The sequence below is a fragment of the Pacificitalea manganoxidans genome (assembly GCF_002504165.1).
GTDB classification, from domain to species: domain Bacteria; phylum Pseudomonadota; class Alphaproteobacteria; order Rhodobacterales; family Rhodobacteraceae; genus Pacificitalea; species Pacificitalea manganoxidans.
In genome coordinates this window covers 754742-771898 of sequence record NZ_CP021404.1, presented here as the reverse complement: position 1 = coordinate 771898, position 17157 = coordinate 754742, and the positions used below count along the sequence as shown (strand labels likewise).

The window sequence follows — 17157 nt, the reverse complement described above, 5'->3', positions numbered from 1 at the left end:
TATTACCATATTTGAGAAAATGGTCAACACTCGACCACGACGTTTGATCAGGGATGGAGCCCAAGTTGAGACCGAATATCCTGTTTATCATGTCCGACGATCACGCCTCAAAGGCGATATCGGCCTATGGCCACGGACTCAATTCCACTCCCGGCATCGACCGAATCGCGAACGAAGGGATGCGGCTCGACCACTGCTATGTGACCAATTCGATCTGCACGCCCAGCCGTGCCGCGATCCTGACGGGCACCTATAATCATGTGAACGGCGTCACCACGCTCGACACCCATATCGACAACCGCTGGCCCAATGTGGCCAAGCATCTGCGCCAGTCCGGGTATCAGACCGCCATGATCGGCAAATGGCACTTGGGCGAAGGCACGCCCCATGAGCCTACAGGCTTTGACTATTGGTCGGTGCTGCCGGGACAGGGCGAATATTTCGATCCGCTGATGATCGAGATGGGCGAAGAGCGGACCGAGCCGGGCTATGTCACCGACATCATCACCGACAAAAGCCTCGGCTGGCTAAGGGACCGCGATCCCGACCGCCCCTTCTTCCTGATGTGCCATCACAAGGCCCCGCACCGCAATTTCGAGCCGCACCCGCGCGACCGCGACATGTTCGAGGGGCGCGATATCACGGTGCCCGAAACCTATAACGACGATTACGCCAACCGGGCCCGTGCCGCGCGCGAGGCCCGGATGCGGGTGCGGATGGATCTGAAATACGCCGATCTGGGGCTGGTGCAGCCCGAAGGCGGCGCGGAAGTGGGCGAGCTGTGCGTGCCCGGCGACACCGACCGCCGCGTGCCGCATCCCGACGATCCGCGCGGGCTGGTCCTGATCGACCGGCACACCGGCGAGAACTACACCTTCGAGACCGAAGAGGAACTCGCCCTCTTCAAATATCAACGCTACATGAAGCGCTACCTCGCCACGATCCACGCCGTCGATGAGAATGTCGGACGCATGCTGGACTGGCTGGATGCCGAAGGCCTCGCCGAAAACACCATCGTCATCTACACCTCGGATCAGGGGTTCTTCCTTGGGGAACATGGCTGGTTCGACAAACGGTTCATGTATGAGGAATCGCTGCAAATGCCGTTCCTGATCCGTTACCCCGCCGCAATCGCACCCGGCACGGTGGCCAAGGACATGGCAACCAATGTCGATTTCGCGCCCACCTTTCTGGATTACGCGGGCCTGCCGGTGCCGAGCTATATGCAAGGCCGCTCGATGCGCCCGCTGCTGGAAGGCACCACCGGCCCCGATTGGCCCGACAGCGCCTATCACCGCTATTGGATGCACAAGGACGAGCATCACAACGCCTGGGCACATTACGGCCTGCGCAGCCACCGCTATAAGCTGATCTACTGGTATAATTCCGATCTGGACCAACCCGGTGCCCACGGCCCGGACGAGCCGCCGGAATGGGAACTGTTCGATTGCGACCGTGATCCGCTGGAATTGCTCAATGTCGCGGATGATCCCGCCTATGCGAAGGTGTTTTCGGACATGCTGTCCAAGCTAGATACGCGCATGGCCGAAATCGGCGATGTGCCGGAGCATGACAGCACCGCCGCCCGAGCGGAGCGCAAAGCGGCGTGATCCAGTCCCATGCGCCCATGCCCGACATGCCCCGCGCGGCGCGGCATCGCCTGCCCGACATGGTTGGCGATTTGCGGCAGCTTGCCTCGGTGCAGCGGATCGCGCTTCGCGATGGTCCCGATGCCGGACAGCCCCTGATCGCGTTCTCCACCGGCGGCGGGCTGACATTCGACGTCAAGGAAAACGCCAGTCTTGATATCCGCAGCCTGCATTACCGGGGCATTCCGGTGGGGTGGCGTCATCCCGCCGGGGACCAGCACAACCGCGAGCGGGCGCTGACCGGGTTTCTGGTAACCTGTGGCTTGGAAAACGTCCGCGCCCCGCGCGACGGCATGGCGCAGCATGGCACGCTCGCCTTGTCACCCGTGCGGCTGACCGGGCTGGGCGAGGATTGGGACGCCGCCGTGCCGCATCTGCACGTCACCGGCGAGATCACCCATCCGATGCCCTGCGGAGCCGTCCTGCGGCTGCGGCGGCGGCTGAGCGCGCCCATTGGCGGGGCCTCCCTGATGATCGAGGATGAGGTCACCAATGTCTCGGCCCTCCCGGCGGAGATGATGATCCTCTATCATCTGAATTTCGGCTTCCCTCTCGCCGCGCCGGGATGCGAGGTGCGGCTGGGCGCTGACCGGCTGATGGGGATCGACGCGGCGGGCGATAAGCCGCCGCCCAGCACCCCGGATGTGCCGCACTGCCGCGAAACCCACGGCGCGGCGATCACCCTGCACCGTCCGCCTTTGGGCAGTTGGCCTGGCATCGGCGCCCGGCTGACCACGCGCGGCGACACCCTGCCCTATATCCAGACATGGCGGGATGCCCGCCCGGCCCGCAATATCCTCGCGCTGGAGCCGGTCAATTGCGATCTGCGCCCTAACGGCACCAGCGGCCCCGGGACCCGGCTCGCCCCCGGTGCGACATGGCATTCAAGCCTCACACTTTCATTCGACTGAACCCGGAAAGCCCGATCATGAAACGCTCCCATGTAAACAGCATCCTGCGTGATGCCGACGCCTTCATCCGGTCGTTCGGCTATGTCCTGCCGCCGTTTGCCTATTTCACCCCCGAACAGATGGCCCGTGCCGGGGGGCAATATCGCGAACGCGGCCTTGGCTGGGACATCACCGACTACGGTCAGGCGCGGTTCGACGAACTGGGGCTATTTTTGTTCACCACCCGCAATGGGCGCCTGGGGGATCTGCGCGCGGGACGCGGGATGCTCTACGCGGAGAAGATCATGATCTCCCGCCGCGACCAGCTTTCGCCGATGCACCGCCACTTCCTGAAGGCAGAGGACATCATCAACCGTGGTGGCGGCAAGCTGGTGATCGAACTGTTCGCCGGGGCCGAGGACGGCACCATAGACCGGGCTGCCGATGTGACGGTGCCGGTCGACGGTCAGTTGCGCACGGTGCAGGCGGGCGGGCGACTGGCGCTTGAGCCGGGGGAAAGCGTGACCCTGATGCCCGGCGTTTGGCATGCGTTCTGGGGCGAAGGCGACGATGTGCTGATCGGCGAAGTATCCACCGTCAACGACGACGCCGCCGACAATGACTTCGAGATGAATATCGGGCGCTTCGCCTCGATCGAGGAGGACGAAGCCCCGCAGCATTTGCTGGTATCGGACTACGCCACCTGGATGGACTGAGGCGCACGCCTATCGCGCGCCGCCGGGGCATTGCGGCGCGCGAATTGTGCGGTTCCGCGTCAGCCTGCCGTGTCAGCCTGCCGTATCGGCGGGCGCGCAGGCGGCGACGATGATCAATTCGACCTTCATTGCCGGACTGGCCAGACGCGCTTCGAAACAGGCGCGGGCGGGCGGGGCGACATCGGCCACCCACGCATCCCAGACCGCGTTGAACTCCGCCACGTCCGAGATATCGCGCAGAAGGATCGTGGCGAACATCATCGCGCCCTTGTCGGAGCCGATCTCCCGCAGGCGCGCTTCGGCCTTGGCGAAAAGCTGCTGCGCTTGCTCCGCCGTGGTGAGGTTGTCGTCATAGGGAGCCTGCGGTGTGACCGCAAAGAACCCCGCCCCCCCGGCCACGGTGGCCAGCGCCGCGCGCGCCGAGCCGCCGAACCGCGTGACCAGATCGGCGGGCGAAGTGGCGGCCGTCAGGTCAGCGCTCATTGCTGCACCAGATAGACATGATCCTGCGTCCAGTTAATGTAGCAATCATCGCCTTCCTTCAGGATCACCACATCGACGCCCGGCACCCGCACGCGCAGCTGGGTGCCATCCCTGTGCCCGATGACCAGACCGCTATCACCGAAGTTGACGATCGTCTCGATAGTCATCTGCGCGGAATGGTAGCCGTCGAGCGGCGCGCGCGACAGTTTCAGATGCTCGGGGCGCAGCACCAGCGTCACCTCCTGCCCGGCGCTCACGGCGGGGCCTTCTGTGGCGGCGTAGCTCACCGCGCCCAGAAGCGGGCTTTCGGCCATCTGCGCGGCGGGGTCGGTGATGGTCGCCGGGACCAGATTGCTTTCGCCGATGAAATCCGCAACGAACCGGGTCGACGGCTTATGATAGATCTCCAGCGGCGCGCCGGCCTGTTCGATCCGACCATTGGAGAACACGACGATCCGGTCGGACATCGACATCGCCTCGGTCTGATCATGGGTGACAAAGATCGTAGTGACGCCCAGCGTTTTTTGAATCCGCTTGATTTCGATCTGCATGGATTCGCGCAGGTTCTTGTCGAGCGCACCCAGAGGCTCGTCGAGCAGCAGCAGATCGGGCTCGAACACCAGCGCGCGGGCCAGTGCGACGCGCTGTTGCTGGCCGCCTGACAGCTCCTTCGGGTAGCGATGCTCGAACCCGCCAAGTCCGACAAGTTCCAGCATCCGCCGCGCCTGTGCCATGCCCTTGGCCCGCTTCACCTTGCGCATTTGCAGCGGGAAATAGACGTTCTCCTCGGCGGTCTTATGCGGAAACAGCGCGTAATTCTGGAACACGATGCCGATATTGCGATCCTGCGGGGCAAGGGCCGCGATGGACTGCCCTTCCAGCGTGATCGCACCGCGCGTGGCCTTCTCGAAGCCTGCGATGATCATCAGCGTCGTGGTCTTGCCCGACCCGGACGGGCCGAGGAAGGTGATGAACTCGCCCTTCTGCACGTCGAGATTGACGTCTTCGAGGGCGGTGAACGTGCCGAAGGTCTTGTTGAGACCAGAAAGTTGCAAATAGCTGGTCATGTCAGCTCCGAGGTTCGGTGTGGGTGGCCGGACGGCCGATCAGCCGACGGATGAGGCGCGCGACATGCGGCGCAAGAAGACCGGCCAGCACCACCAGAAACAGCAGGGTGGAAATCACGGCGATGACCGGATCGGCCTCCTGCCGGATGCTGTCGAACATCTTGCGCGGCAGGGTTTCCGCATCGCGCCCCGAGATAAAGATCGCGACGACGGTTTCGTCGAAGGACTGGATGAAGGCGAACAGCGACGAGATCAGCAGCCCCGGACGCAGGATCGGCAGGGTGACGTGGATAAATGTCTGCGTCGGTGTCGCCCCCAGCGACCGCGCGGCGCGTTCCAGCGTACGGTCGAACCCCTTCAGGTTCGCCGACAGCACAAGGAAGGTGATCGGCACCGACAGGCAGGTGTGGGCAAGGATCACGCCCAGCTTGGAGAACACGATGCCTAGCTGGCCGAAATAGGAATAGTATCCGATCGCCATGACGATATGCGGCACCGCCATCGGCATCATCATCATCACATTGGCGAGGCTCTTGCCCCAGAATTTATGCCGCACCAGCGCGAATGTCGCGGGCACCACGAGCAGCATGGTCAGCACCGTATTGGCCAGCGCGATGACGATGCTGTTGTAGGTCGGGCGCAGCCATGTCGGGTCCGAGAAATACTGCGCGTAATAGCCCAGCCAGTAGCCCGGCGGCGGAAATTGCAGCGACGGCGCGGATGACAGTGACATCGGCACCACGATGACCAGCGGCGCGGCGATGAAGATCACCACCAGCAGGCCGATCAGTTTGAAGCTCGCGTTCATGACTGCCCCCTCATCCGTAAAGTTTGTCGAGGCCGAAGCGGCGGTGGTAGATCGCAAGGATGACCAGCGTCACCACCAGCAGCACCATCGCCATGGCGGAGCCGGGCCCGAAGGCGAGGAACTCCTCGATCTGCCGTCCGATCAGACCGGCAGCCATCTGTTCGCGCGGCGAGCCAAGCAGAACCGGCGTGACGTAGAAACCAAGGCAGATCACGAAGACCAGAACCGAGCCATTGGCGATCCCCGGCGCGCTGAGCGGCAGGTAGATATGGCGAAACAGCGACCGGCCCCGCGCGCCCATGCTCTCAGCGGATCGCACCAGTGACGGATCGATCTTCTGCATAACAGAATAGATGTTCATGATCATGTAGGGCGCGAGGATGTGGACCATCGCCAGCGTCGACGCGAACCGCGTGAACAGCATTTGCGGCGGCTCGTCCCAGCCCAGTTGCAGAAACACCCATGACAGCGGGCCGTTACGACCCAGCAGCACCATCCACGCATAGGTGCGCACCAGAAACGAGGTCCAGAAGCTCATGGTAATCAGCAGCAGGATCATCATCGCCCGGCGCCGCGTGGTATGCACCATCAGATAGGCCAGCGGATAGCCGACAAGCAGACAGCAAACGGTGACCAGCAGCGCGGTGGAGAAGGTGTTGAGAAACACCTTGCGATAGAGCGGCGAGGTCAGAACCTTCTCGTAATTGCCAAGGCCGGTCGTGGGCTCCGTCACACTCATCATCGCGACCTGCGCCAGCGGCACGAGAAAGAAGATCAGCAGATACGCGGCCAGCGGAGCGAGCAAAAGCCAAGGGGTGAGACTGCTCCGCTCCGGCCGGGCGGCGGCACTGCCGGTCAGCACTGGATTTTCGGACACTGCGGTCATCGCGGGACTTTCGGATCGGGTGGGAAGGAGCCGCCCCCCGTGGTGGACAGGGGGCGGCTGCGGGGTGGACGGGCCGCGATCAGTAGGCCAGCCACTCCTCGAAGCGCATCGACACCTCTTCGGGATCGCCGCCCCAGTTGAGCATGTCCTGCTCAAAGGTCTGGGGGTAGTTTTCCGGCGCGGTGGGCATGCGCGGCTTGGCGGTGTCGGGGATGAATTCGTTGGCGGCAGGGTTCAGCGCGCCGTAATTCGCCTGTGACACGAACCCGGCCAGCGCCTCGGGCGAGGTCGCGAATTCCACGAACGCCTTTGCGGCGTCCATGTTGGGCGTGTCCTTGGCCACGACCCAATAGGCGCGCTCGATCTCGGCTTGGTTCCACGTCATCGCCACCGGCGCGCCCGCATCCTCGGCCCGGAAATAGTTGCCGTGCCAGATGCCGATCATGTCGACTTCGCCGTCGCGCAGGATCTGCTCGGACTGCGCCCCGGCGGTCCACCACACGGTGATATGGTCCTTGATCTCGTCCAGTTTGGCGAACGCGCGTTCGATGTCGAGCGGATAGAGATCCTCCGGCGCGACCCCATCGGCCAAAAGCGCCAGCGGCAGGATACGGGCCGGGTAGCGTTGCAGCGACCGGTTGCCGGGGAAGCGTTCCACATCCCAGAAATCGGCCCAGGACTGCGGCGCGTCTCCATCCCATTTATCGGTGCGCCAGCCCAGCACGGTGGCGAAGGCATGGCTGGCGACGCCGTTTTCAAACACGCCACCTTCATAGGGGGCTGCGATATCTTCCAGCAGGCCCGCCTGATTGGCGCGAACGATGTCGCCACCGCCCAGCGAGGTCACGTCGAATTCGTACACCCCGGTGCGCACCTGTGCCGCGAGCTTGGCAAAGGACACCGGCGAAACGGTCGAAATCTCGATCCCCGTTTCGGCGCTGAACGGATCGAACAGGTTCGCGGTGGCAGCTTCCAGCCACGATCCGCCCCAAGAGTTGATATAGAGCATGTCGGACTGCGCCCGCACGATATGCGGGGCTGCAAATGCGGAGCCTGCAAGCGCGGCGGTGCCACTCAGGAAGCTGCGGCGCGACAGGCCGGTGGGGTCCGTGAACTTGGTCATTGTTGGGTTTCCTCATATCTGTCGGACGTTCTGAAGGTTGCGCGGTAAAGGCGCATCCAGTTGCCGTGGAGGATCTTTTCGACCTCTTCGTTATTGAACCCCACGGAGCGGAGACCATCGGGGATTACCCGCATGTCCTCCAATTCCTGAAACCAGTCGGGCGGCGGGGCCTTGCCCGGGCGGGCGGCGGAGGCAGCGCCGTAATCGACACCCCGCGTCCAGCGGCCCATGCGCATCCAGTCATAGATGGCGCGATCCATGTTGTGCCCGCGATCGGTGCCAATCGCGACGCTGTCGATGCCTGCGATCTCGACCGTGCGCGCGACCATTTCGCACCACTGCTCGATCGGCCCGGAATAGTAATCGCCGGTGATATTGCGGTAGGCCGCACAGCCGATCACACCGCCGGTGTCGCGCAGCGCGTGCAGCACCTTGTCGGATTTGTTGCGCTTATGCGGAAACAGGCTTGCGGCATTGGCGTGAGTGACGGCCACAGGCTTCTCGCTGGCCTTGATCGCATCGAGCGTGGAGCGGTCGCCCACATGGCTGCAATCGATCAGCATACCTTGGCGGTTCATCTCTCGGACCACTTCGGCGCCGAAGCGCGACAGGCCGCTATCTTCGGCCTCGTAGCAGGAGCCCGCCAGTTCGTTCTGGTTGTTGTAGGTCAGCTGCACCACGCGCACGCCCAGTTCGGCGAACATCTCCACCAGACGAATGCGGCCTTCGAACAGGTTGGCGTTCTGAAATCCCATGATCGCCGCGACCCGGCCTTCTTCGGCTGCCCGCTCGATGGCCTCGGGCGTGTCCCCCATGCAGGTGACATCGGCATTGTCGCGCACCAGATCACGCCAGCGGCCCAGACTGTCGAGGCTCTCCAGCGCGCCTTCCCAGAAACCACAGGTCACCACGACCCCATGCACCCCAGCGGCCTTCAGCCTGAGAAAGGACTCGCGGTCAAAAGGTCCGCATTCAAGCCCGTCAATCATGGTCATTCATTCGCTCCCCGGCGTGCGGTTTCGGTTTCGGTCGGCGTGTCGGGGCGGGAGATGAACCGCGTATCCGTGTCGTCGTCATTGTCGCTGCGGCCAATGACCCGCCCGTCATCGAGCACGATGTTCACGCCCGCATGGCGGCGCGATACGACGCTGTCGGGGGTCAGTGCGGTCTGGGCGGTTTGATAGAGCTTCCACCAGAACGCCGCCGGGATGTCACAGCCATGGGCCATCACCCGGTCCAGCACCGGGTCGGCCACCGCCGCCCGTGTGGCCGTCGCCCGCGCACCGTCGAAGCTGATCTTCAATCCGCGCCGCTGCCCCAACCCGCAGGCCACGCGCAGCTCCGCCGCGTCAGTCACGTTGACGAACGCAATCGTCGCTGTTGGCCCGTGCAACAGTTGCTCTTCCAACAGATCCATCAGCGAGGGCACGACGATCCAGCCATGTTCCCCCTGCGCATCCAGAACCAAGGCGCCGTTATCGTTCAACACCAGCCGGGCCGGGTTCGCCGTCGCCAACTGGTCCATCCGGTCCAGCAGCAGCGCGAACCCGCCCAGCCCCATCGCCTGCGAATACATCGCCATATCGCCCACCATCAGCGCAAAACCCTTGGGCAGCGTGGTAAGCGACAGGATGCGTTCGGACATCAGCCGCATTTCACGCGGCATCACGCGCAGGATCGTATCGGTCATTGCTGAGGCTCCCCGGGGAAAAACCAGTCCGCGCCTGCCCCGGCCCGCAGATCGTCCCGCGTCGGTGCCCCGTGGAACAGCACCCCGCGCAGATTGCGTTGCAGGTAGTCGCGGGTCTTGTCGATGCCGTGCAGCGCGACGTTCATCAGCCGCACCAGATCGATCGGGGTGAAATCCGCCGCATCGATATTGGCCATCGGCGTGTGATAGCGCGCGGTAGCGAGGCTTTGGGCGCGGGCCACATAGAACCGGTGTTCGGGATGGCGCAGCAGGAACCGGGCCAGCCCCTCCTCGGCGGGTGCGGAGTCCAGATCGGCGCTCAGCTTCTGCGTCGCGCGCACCAGATCCAGCCCCAGATCGCGCGCTTCGGGCACTTCGGAGCGCAATCCACGGCGCGGCTCTTCGGCGGTGGCGGATTTATACCAGACGTAATCGCGCGCGCCCTCGGCCTGCATGTCGATCTCCAGCGCCCAGCCATAGTCGCGGCGGATCAGATCCCGCAGCGCGCCGACCGTGGCGCTGACATCCACATCCAGCTCATCGGCGCCAGAGACGTCCCGCGCCCCGGCATCCGCCACGTCAGGGGTCAGTTCCATGATCAGCGACAGGAAACATTCGTAGCTTTCGGGCTGCATCCGTTCCGCGCAATCCCGGGCCAGCGTATCGAGCGGATAGGCCCTGTCGGCCCCGTCGATCTGCCCGGTCTCGAACAACTCCTCCAGCCGGGGCAGCAGGGTTTCCAGATCCGCCGCCACCTCGGCAGAGGACGCGAAGGTTTCATACATCATGCGGTCTTCGCGGCGGAAACGGATCGCCCGGCGCAGCAGATCGGCCAACCGCGAAATGCGCAAATCGCCCGCATCCAGTTTCAGCGCCAGCGCTTCGGCAATCGCGGTTTCGCGGGCAGTGATCCACGAATTCAGCAGCCGCGGATGCTTCTGCACATAAAAGATCAGCCCCAGCGCGGAGCCGTTGCCAACCCCGATATACCGCCGGATCGCCGGGTCGAGCGGCACTGCGCGGTCGGACCGCAGCTTCGCCAGATGCTCCACCAGATCGCAGGACAGTTCGCGCATCAGATAGGCGTTGAGGATCTGCGCCTGTAGCATTCCGCCTAGCGGATGATCCGGCCCCAATGCCGGGAAGGCGCGCGTCCCGAACGTGCCGTTGCCATCGAGGCCGGTATTCCGCATCAGGTAACAAACCTGATTGAGGTCTTCGACCTGTGGCTGACGCCCGTCGCACAGCGCGTCGAGCACCCCGTTGAACACCCGCATCGACCGGTTCGAGCGGCACCAGACCAATGCATTCGGCGTCGCCCGCCCACGATAGAGCAGCGGAATTTCACGGCGCGCGGCCTCGATCGTGTCCGCGGTCGCGGGGCCCTCGTTGAGCGTGCCCATCATGTCCCACGACCGCCCGATGATCCGTCCGGTGCGTGCTTCGGGATTGGGGGCCCGCGAAAAGGCGATGAAGCTGAATTCATGGTCGCCGATGCGGATGCTGTAGAGGATCGTGCCGTTGGCCTCGGCATCCACGTCCATGCGCTCCAGCCGGATGTCCCAGCGTTCCGCGATCATGCGGTTCATCACCGACCACGTCCCGCTCAACCGGCTTGGCTGCATGGCGGCAAGGCGCTCGGGCCGCATGAGAACCTGCGGATTGCGCAGGGTCGGACGCCCGGTGGCGTCATACTGATGAAGCGCGGCAGTCATGGGTCTATCTGTCTTCCCTGTAGGATCGCCGTAATTTCGGCGGCGGCGTCGAGCATCGGCGCGCGGCAGGTTTCGATATCGAAGCGGCTTTCAGGCTGGACGAGCGAGACGGCGGCGGTCACTTGCCCGCGCGCATCGAATACTGGCACGGCCACGCCGACGACGCCCGATTCCGTGTAGCCGGAGGACACCGCATAGCCCTGCATACGCACGGCCTGCATAACCTCCTCATCGGGCAGCGGGTGCGGTCCGTTGCGCAGCCGGTCGAGCGTGTGGTCTTCGGCAAAGGCGCACAGAACCCGCCCCGAGGCCGAACCCGCCAGCGACAGCAATGTCCCGATCTTCTGCACCGCGCGCAGCAGTGTGTCGGCCTCCACCCGTGCGACGATGCAGGGCTGGCCCCGGTCAAGCACGGCAAGCGAAACGGTTTCATCGAGCCGGCTGGCGAGCTTACCCAGCGACGGTTCCACCCGGCTGCCCAGATCGCCCTGCTCCAGCGCTGCTGCTGCCAGCCGCGTGGCCAGCATCGTCAAACGGTAAGCGCCGGAGGCATCCTGATCAAGCCAGCCAGCCTCGGCCAAGGTCAGCAGCCGTTGGTAGGCCGTGGCGCGCGACAGCTCCATCGCCGAAGCGACCTCGCCCAGCCGGAGAGGCCGGGATTGCTGCGCGAAAAACGTCAGCACGTCGAGCGTCTTCACCGCAGTGGACAGCGGTCGCACGCCCTTGCGTTCCGGCTCTTGTATTCTATTTGAATATGACGTATCCATAACAAATATACTTCAGATCGACTGAAGCTTTGTCAAACTTTATCCGTGGCCGCAGACCGGCTGCGGCGCTTGGCGCTTGATTCTGCATCATTAAATTTTTGACCTAGCGGCAGTTCGGATGGTTTTTTGAGCAGATCTCGCACCGATCCGACACCGCGCCGCATGTATTCAGCGAAAATCTGCGCCTTTGTTGGCCCCCGCCTGATTCCACAGACTTCCGTTGCTCAATATTATTGACAGCACCGCCTCGCCTCCCGATGCTGCGCCGCAGATTTCAAAGGAGCACCCCATGACCAACGGCGCTGATATCCTCGCCCAGACACTCGCGGCTCACGGGGTCGATACCTGCTTTGCCAATCCCGGCACGACAGAGATGCACCTGCTGTCCGCCCTGGGCCGGGAGGAGAAACTCGCCCTGCATCTGTGCCTGTTCGAGGGCGTGGTGACAGGCGCAGCCGACGGCTACGCCCGCATGGCCAGAAAACCCGCCGTGACGCTGCTGCATCTTGGGCCCGGGCTCGCCAATGCGATGGCCAACCTGCACAACGCCAAGAAAGCCGCGACGCCGATCATCAATATCGTCGGGGAACATGCGACCCATCATCTGGGCCTTGGCGCGCCGCTCACCGCCGATATCGAAGGCATGGCGCAGACCGTGTCCGATCATGTCGTAACCCCGGAGCGGGCCGATGACTTGGCGCAGGCGACCGTGGCCGCGATGGCGGAGATCGCCGGGCCAGAGGCGCGCGTCGCCACGATGATCGTGCCCAACGACGTCGCATGGACCGACACCACCGTGACCGCCGCGCCGCAAACGCCCGCCCCGGCGCATCCGTATGACGCCGACGCCGCGCGCCGGGCCGCGCAGGCCCTGCGCAAGGGCGCTGACAGCGTGCTGATCCTTGGCGCCGCATATATCACGCCGCGCATGGCACAGCTGGCCCACGGCATCGCCAAGCTGACCGGCTGCCGCCTGTTTGCCGAAGCCGCCGTGGCCCGCATAGCGCGAGGCGGCGACACGCCGCCGGTGAGCCGCATCCCGTTCCACGTTGATCCGGCCTCCGAGGCGCTGTCAGGCGTTACCGATGCGGCACTGGTCGGCGCGCGCGCGCCGGTCGCGTTCTTTGCCTATCCCGGCCGCCCGAGCCGCCTGCTGCCTGACAGCGCGACCGTGATCGAGGTCTGCCCGCCGCTTGGCGAAATCGAAGCGGGGCTGGAGGCCATCGCCACTGAACTGGGCGCGACGCCCGTGACCGGCACGTCCGGCACCCGCCCCGACGCCCCCGGCGATGTCGAGATCACCGCCGAAACGCTGGGCGCTGCCGTGGCCTCCGTCCTGCCCGAAGGCGCGATTGTCGTTGATGAGGCCATCACCAACGGCGCGAACGTGTTTGCGGATTGCGGCCACCTGCCGGTCGCGCATGATTGGATCAACAATCGCGGCGGCTCGATCGGCTATTCGCTGCCCGCCTCCGTCGGGGCGGCGGTGGCCTGCCCGGACCGGCCCGTCCTGTGCATCACCGGAGATGGCTCCGCCGCCTATACGCCGCAAGCGCTGTGGACGATGGCGCGCTCGGGGCTGAACGTAACAGTCGTGATCCTTGCCAATCGCAGCTACCGCATCCTTGCCAATGAAATGTCGAAGATTGGCGCAGGCAGCCCCGACGCGACCACGATGCCGCTGATGAGCCTCGAAGATCCCGCGCCCGATTGGGTCAAGATCGCCGAGGGCCACGGCGTGCGCGGCCTGCGCGTGTCCGATGCGGGCGCCTTGGCCGATGCCATCGCGCGCGCAATGGCAGAACCCGGCCCCACCCTCATCGAAGCGGTGATGTGAGGGCACCGGCAAATGGACGATCCGAATTTCGACATCGGCGCGCGGCTGTTCGCCATGCGCAAAGCGGCGCAACTGTCGCAACGCCAACTTGCGGAGCGGGCGGGCGTGCCGCATGCGCAGATCTCGATCATCGAACAAAACAAATCGAGCCCCTCCATCGCGACATTGCGCAAGATCTTGAGCGGCTTGAACCTGTCGATGGGCGATTTCTTCGAAGGGGAGCGCGCAGCACCCGAAGGCCCGTTCTTCCACCCCGAAGACCTGCTGGACCTGACCTCGAAATTGCCCGCCTCGGGCGTGACGGACCAGCAGGGGCGCATGGCCTTCCGGCAAATAGGGGATGCGCGCCGTCACAACCTTCAGATCCTGCATGAGGTCTATGAAAAAGGGGCGGACACGGGCGAAAACATGCTCGATCACTTCTCCACCGAAGGCGGCTACGTCATCGAAGGCGCGCTGGAACTGACCGTGGGCGAGGACATGCGCGTCCTGCATCCCGGCGATTCATATCTGTTCGATTCACGCATCCCGCATCGGTTTCGCAACGTGCATGACGGCCGGACGGTGGTGATTTCCGCCTGCACACCGCCTTATCTGTAGCCGCGCATCCTAATCCATATTGCTCATTATTATGAACGATCCTAACGTGCGGGCATCGCATCAATCCGAGGGATTCGTCATGAGCATTAGCTCCGAACTCAACACCCGCCGCATTGCCGCCGTCGCCCGTGGCGTGGCGGGTAAATCCATCTATGCCGCCCGCGCTCAGAATGCTGAACTGTGGGATGTCGATGGCAGGCGGTTCATCGATTTCACCGCCGGCATCGCAGTGACCAATACCGGCCACCGTCACCCCCGCGTGATGGAGGCGGTCGCGCGGCAGGCCGAGGCGTTTACCCATACCTGTTTCCACGTGGCCCCGGACGAAGGCTATGTGCGGCTTTGCGAACGGCTGACTGCCCTGCTGGACACCGGCGCTGAAAATAAGGCCATGTGCCTGACCACCGGCGTGGAGGCTGTGGAAAACGCGATCAAGATCGCCCGCGCTGCCACCGGACGTCCGGCCGTTGTCGCCTTTGGCGGGGCGTTTCATGGGCGCACGCAACTAGGCATGGCGCTGACCGGCAAGGTGATGCCCTACAAGAAGGGCTTTGGCCCCCTGCCCGGCAGCGTTTTCCACGCGCCGCATCCCAACGAATTCCATGGCATTTCGGTAGAAGAGGCGCTGCGCGGGCTCGACACGCTGTTATCCGCAGTTGTCGCCCCGGAGGAGGTCGCGGCCTTTATCATTGAGCCGGTGCAAGGCGAGGGCGGGTTCAACATTACGCCGCCCGCCTTCCTGCAGGCGCTGCGCGCACTGGCGGACCAGCACGGGATCGTCCTGATCGCGGACGAGGTGCAGGGCGGCATGGGGCGCACCGGGCATCTGTTTTCCATCAACCATTCGGGGGTCAAGCCGGACCTCGTGACGCTGGCCAAGGGGCTTGCCGGTGGGTTCCCGCTGTCTGCCGTGGTGGGCCGCGCGGATCTAATGGATGCGCCGCATCCCGGCGGGCTGGGCGGCACCTATGCGGGCAACCCGCTCGCCACTGCCGCCGCCAATGCGGTGCTCGACATCATCGAGGAAGAGCAGCTATGCGCCCGCGCCGAGGAAATCGGCACCCGGCTGAAGGAGGCGCTCGGCGCGCTCGCCGCTGAGCCGGGTCACGCCGCCATCGGCGATGTGCGCGGCTTGGGCGCGATGGTGGCTTTTGAACTGGTCGAGGACGGCGACCCCAACCGCCCCGCGCCAGACCTGTGCGCGGCCATAATTGCCGAGGCAGAACGCCGGAACCTGATTCTCCTGTCTTGCGGAACGCGCGCCAACGTGATCCGTCTTCTCCCGGCACTGACCATCGAGGCCCACATCCTGGAGGAGGGCATCGGCGTGATGGCAGACGCAATCCGGACCGCGCTCGGAACCGTCCGCAAGGCGGCCTGAGCACCGGCGGACATATTGCGGCGGCGCGGCTTTCGCGCCGCCATTCGGAAAGGACATTTGATGACGTATCCCGACACCCAGCTTTTCATCGCAGGCGAATGGCGCGACGCGCGCGACGGTCGCAGCATTGCGGTGATCGATCCCGCCACCGAGGAGGAGATCGGGCGCGTGGCGCATGCGGGGATCGCTGATCTCGACGCCGCGCTTGATGCCGCGGCTGCTGCATTCCCCGGTTGGGCCGCCACCGGCGCTTTTGCCCGCTACAAACTGATGCGCCGTGCCGCCGATCTGCTGCGCGAACGCGCCGATGACATCGCCGCCATCATGACCGCCGAGCAGGGCAAGCCCGTCGCGCAGTCGAAGATGGAAGTGATGGGCGGTGCCGACACGATCGACTGGTTCGCCGAGGAAGCTCGCCGCACCTATGGTCAGGTGATCCCGCCGCGCCAGAACGGCGTCACCCAGATCACGCTGAAACAGCCTGTCGGTCCGGTCGCGGCCTTCACACCGTGGAACTTCCCGATCAATCAGGTGGTGCGCAAACTGTCCGCCGCGCTGGCCGCTGGCTGCTCGATCATCGTGAAGGCGCCCGAGGAAACCCCTGCCTCCCCCGCCGCGCTGATCCGCTGCTTTGCCGATGCGGGCTTGCCCGCCGGTGTCGCCAACCTCGTCTACGGCGATCCGGCTGAAATTTCGTCCTACCTGATCCCGCACCCGATCATCCGTAAGATCTCGTTCACCGGCTCCACCCCGGTGGGCAAGCAGCTTGCCGCGCTGGCCGGGGCCCATATGAAAAAAGCGACGATGGAACTGGGCGGCCACGCGCCGGTGCTGGTGTTCGACGATGCCGATGTCGATCAGGCCGTGTCGCTGATGGCCACGCATAAATATCGCAACGCGGGGCAGGTCTGCGTCTCCCCCACCCGGTTCCTCGTGCAGGACGGCGTCGCGGATCAGTTCATCGAAGGTTTCACTGCCGCAGCGCAGGCCGTGAAGGTCGGCGCAGGCACCGATCCCGACACGGTGATGGGTCCGCTGGCCAATGAGCGGCGCATTCCCGCGCTTCAGCGCATGATTGATGACGCGGTGGCGAAAGGCGGCAAGCTCGCCACCGGGGGCAAGCGCGTGGGCAATCACGGCTGGTTCTTTGAGCCGACCGTGCTGACCGATGTGCCGGTCGAGGCGGAAATCATGAACGAGGAGCCGTTCGGCCCCGTCGCCGTCATCAACCGTTTCGACACCACCGATGCGGCGATGGCGGAGGCGAACCGCCTGCCCTACGGGCTGGCCTCCTACGCCTTCACCCGCTCCGCCGAGACAGCACACCGGCTGGAGCAAGAGATGCGTGCGGGCATGCTGACGATCAACCATCTGGGTCTGGCGCTGCCGGAGGTGCCGTTCGGCGGCATCGGCGACAGCGGCATCGGCACCGAGGGCGGGTCCGAGGCGATCGAAGCCTATCTCGACACGCGCTTCGTCAGCCGACTGGACTAAGCGGTCACGACAAGGGGCATCGGGGCGTTCGCAATGCGCCCCGGTGCCCCT

16 protein-coding genes are annotated in these 17157 nt (G+C 64.6%); 7 read left to right on the top strand and 9 right to left on the bottom strand.

Annotated elements, in window-relative coordinates; genetic code table 11:
• The first annotated feature begins 65 nt into the window (after positions 1–65).
• From CBW24_RS03545 to CBW24_RS03535, 3 genes are read left to right on the top strand one after another with little or no spacing between them, the layout of a single operon-like run.
• Positions 66–1610 (top strand): sulfatase family protein, encoded by a 1545-nt coding sequence (locus tag CBW24_RS03545; protein ID WP_232530080.1) that lies wholly within the window; start codon positions 66–68, stop codon positions 1608–1610.
• The gene (locus tag CBW24_RS03540) at positions 1607–2560 is read left to right on the top strand and encodes a DUF4432 family protein (protein ID WP_157773036.1); all 954 of its coding nucleotides are present in this window, start codon (positions 1607–1609) and stop codon (positions 2558–2560) included. Before CBW24_RS03545 ends, CBW24_RS03540 begins: the two co-directional genes overlap by 4 nt.
• 17 nt (positions 2561–2577) lie before the next feature.
• Complete coding sequence (locus CBW24_RS03535; RefSeq protein ID WP_097372697.1) at positions 2578–3255, top strand: D-lyxose/D-mannose family sugar isomerase; 678 nt, start codon at positions 2578–2580, stop codon at positions 3253–3255.
• Between the two features lie 72 nt (positions 3256–3327).
• Here the strand turns inward: CBW24_RS03535 and CBW24_RS03530 are convergent, their stop codons facing one another.
• From CBW24_RS03530 to CBW24_RS03490, 9 genes are all read right to left on the bottom strand, one after another.
• The gene (locus CBW24_RS03530; protein WP_097372696.1) at positions 3328–3738 is read right to left on the bottom strand and encodes a Rid family hydrolase; all 411 of its coding nucleotides are present in this window, start codon (positions 3736–3738) and stop codon (positions 3328–3330) included.
• Positions 3735–4805: an ABC transporter ATP-binding protein gene (locus CBW24_RS03525; protein ID WP_097372695.1), complete on the bottom strand. Its 1071-nt coding sequence runs from the start codon at positions 4803–4805 to the stop codon at positions 3735–3737. Before CBW24_RS03525 ends, CBW24_RS03530 begins: the two co-directional genes overlap by 4 nt.
• Before the next feature lies 1 nt (position 4806).
• Positions 4807–5613: an ABC transporter permease gene (locus CBW24_RS03520; RefSeq protein ID WP_088663401.1), complete on the bottom strand. Its 807-nt coding sequence runs from the start codon at positions 5611–5613 to the stop codon at positions 4807–4809.
• A gap of 10 nt (positions 5614–5623) precedes the next feature.
• Entirely contained in the window at positions 5624–6499 is an 876-nt protein-coding gene (locus CBW24_RS03515; RefSeq protein ID WP_088663402.1) for an ABC transporter permease, read from the bottom strand.
• A gap of 79 nt (positions 6500–6578) precedes the next feature.
• Positions 6579–7622, bottom strand: a complete 1044-nt coding sequence (locus CBW24_RS03510; RefSeq protein WP_088663403.1) for an ABC transporter substrate-binding protein — start codon at positions 7620–7622, stop codon at positions 6579–6581.
• Entirely contained in the window at positions 7619–8617 is a 999-nt protein-coding gene (locus CBW24_RS03505) for a membrane dipeptidase (protein ID WP_088663404.1), read from the bottom strand. The genes CBW24_RS03510 and CBW24_RS03505 overlap by 4 nt, the downstream gene beginning before the upstream one ends.
• Positions 8614–9312, bottom strand: a complete 699-nt coding sequence (locus tag CBW24_RS03500) for a hypothetical protein (protein ID WP_097372694.1) — start codon at positions 9310–9312, stop codon at positions 8614–8616. The genes CBW24_RS03505 and CBW24_RS03500 overlap by 4 nt, the downstream gene beginning before the upstream one ends.
• Entirely contained in the window at positions 9309–11027 is a 1719-nt protein-coding gene (locus CBW24_RS03495; protein WP_097372693.1) for a serine/threonine-protein kinase, read from the bottom strand. Before CBW24_RS03495 ends, CBW24_RS03500 begins: the two co-directional genes overlap by 4 nt.
• The gene (locus tag CBW24_RS03490; protein ID WP_097372692.1) at positions 11024–11794 is read right to left on the bottom strand and encodes an IclR family transcriptional regulator; all 771 of its coding nucleotides are present in this window, start codon (positions 11792–11794) and stop codon (positions 11024–11026) included. The genes CBW24_RS03495 and CBW24_RS03490 overlap by 4 nt, the downstream gene beginning before the upstream one ends.
• A gap of 289 nt (positions 11795–12083) precedes the next feature.
• Here CBW24_RS03490 and CBW24_RS03485 point away from each other — a divergent pair, with 289 nt between their 5' ends.
• From CBW24_RS03485 to CBW24_RS03470, 4 genes are all read left to right on the top strand, one after another.
• Positions 12084–13631 (top strand): acetolactate synthase large subunit, encoded by a 1548-nt coding sequence (locus CBW24_RS03485; RefSeq protein ID WP_097372691.1) that lies wholly within the window; start codon positions 12084–12086, stop codon positions 13629–13631.
• A gap of 12 nt (positions 13632–13643) precedes the next feature.
• Complete coding sequence (locus tag CBW24_RS03480; protein ID WP_097372690.1) at positions 13644–14231, top strand: type II toxin-antitoxin system RelB family anti-toxin; 588 nt, start codon at positions 13644–13646, stop codon at positions 14229–14231.
• 79 nt (positions 14232–14310) lie between these two features.
• Positions 14311–15612: a 4-aminobutyrate--2-oxoglutarate transaminase gene (gene gabT, locus CBW24_RS03475; RefSeq protein ID WP_097372689.1), complete on the top strand. Its 1302-nt coding sequence runs from the start codon at positions 14311–14313 to the stop codon at positions 15610–15612.
• Positions 15613–15672: 60 nt separating this feature from the next.
• Entirely contained in the window at positions 15673–17106 is a 1434-nt protein-coding gene (locus tag CBW24_RS03470) for an NAD-dependent succinate-semialdehyde dehydrogenase (RefSeq protein ID WP_088663411.1), read from the top strand.
• The last annotated feature ends 51 nt before the right edge of the window (positions 17107–17157 follow it).